Source organism: Saccharothrix xinjiangensis, assembly GCF_039527585.1.
Classification (GTDB): Bacteria; Actinomycetota; Actinomycetes; order Mycobacteriales; family Pseudonocardiaceae; genus Actinosynnema; species Actinosynnema xinjiangensis.
Genome location: NZ_BAAAKE010000078.1, coordinates 1 through 804, shown reverse-complemented (window position 1 = coordinate 804; position 804 = coordinate 1). Strand labels below are relative to the sequence as shown.

Annotated in this window: 1 protein-coding gene; it reads right to left on the bottom strand. The window is 70.6% G+C overall.

All coding sequences use genetic code 11. The features are described from left to right. On the bottom strand, nt 1-804 hold an 804-nt coding region (locus tag ABD223_RS43295; RefSeq protein WP_344044186.1), incomplete at both ends, for a beta-ketoacyl synthase N-terminal-like domain-containing protein.

Sequence of the window (804 nt, the reverse complement as noted above, 5' to 3'; positions counted from 1 at the left end):
CCGAACCCGGCCACCCCGACAACCGCCGAACCTGCTCCCGCAACGCCTCCGAGGACGCGGCAGACACCACCCACGGCACCGGACCACCCACAGGCGTCCGGGGCTCTTCAACCGCCGGGCCCTGCTCGATGATCACGTGGGCATTGGTCCCGCTGATCCCGAACGACGACACGCCCGCCCGACGAGGCCGGTCCTGATCGGGCCACGACACCGGCTCCCGCGCCAGCTCGACCGCGCCCGAGGCCCAGTCCACCACCGGCGACGGCTCGTCCACGTGCAGCGTGGAAGGCACGACCCCGTGCCGCATCGCCAGGATCACCTTGATCACACCGGCAACACCCGCAGCCGCCTGCGTGTGACCGATGTTCGACTTCACCGAACCCAACAACAACGGCTCGGCCCGCCCCTGGCCGTAAGTCGCCAACAACGCCTGGGCCTCGATCGGATCACCCAACCGCGTCCCCGTGCCATGCGCCTCCACCACGTCGACCTCGGCCGGGGCAAGACCGGCGTTGGCCAACGCCTGGCGGATGACCTCCTCCTGGCTCGGCCCGTTCGGCGCGGTCAACCCGTTGGACGCGCCGTCCTGGTTCACCGCCGAACCCCGGATCAGCGCCAGCACCCGACGACCGTGACGACGAGCCTCGGACAGCCGCTCCACCACCACCATCCCGACGCCTTCGGCCCAACCGGTGCCATCCGCCGCACCCGCGAACGACTTGCACCGACCGTCCGCCGCCAACCCACCCTGCCGCGCGAACTCCTCGAACAACACCGGCGACGACATCACCGTCACACCACCGA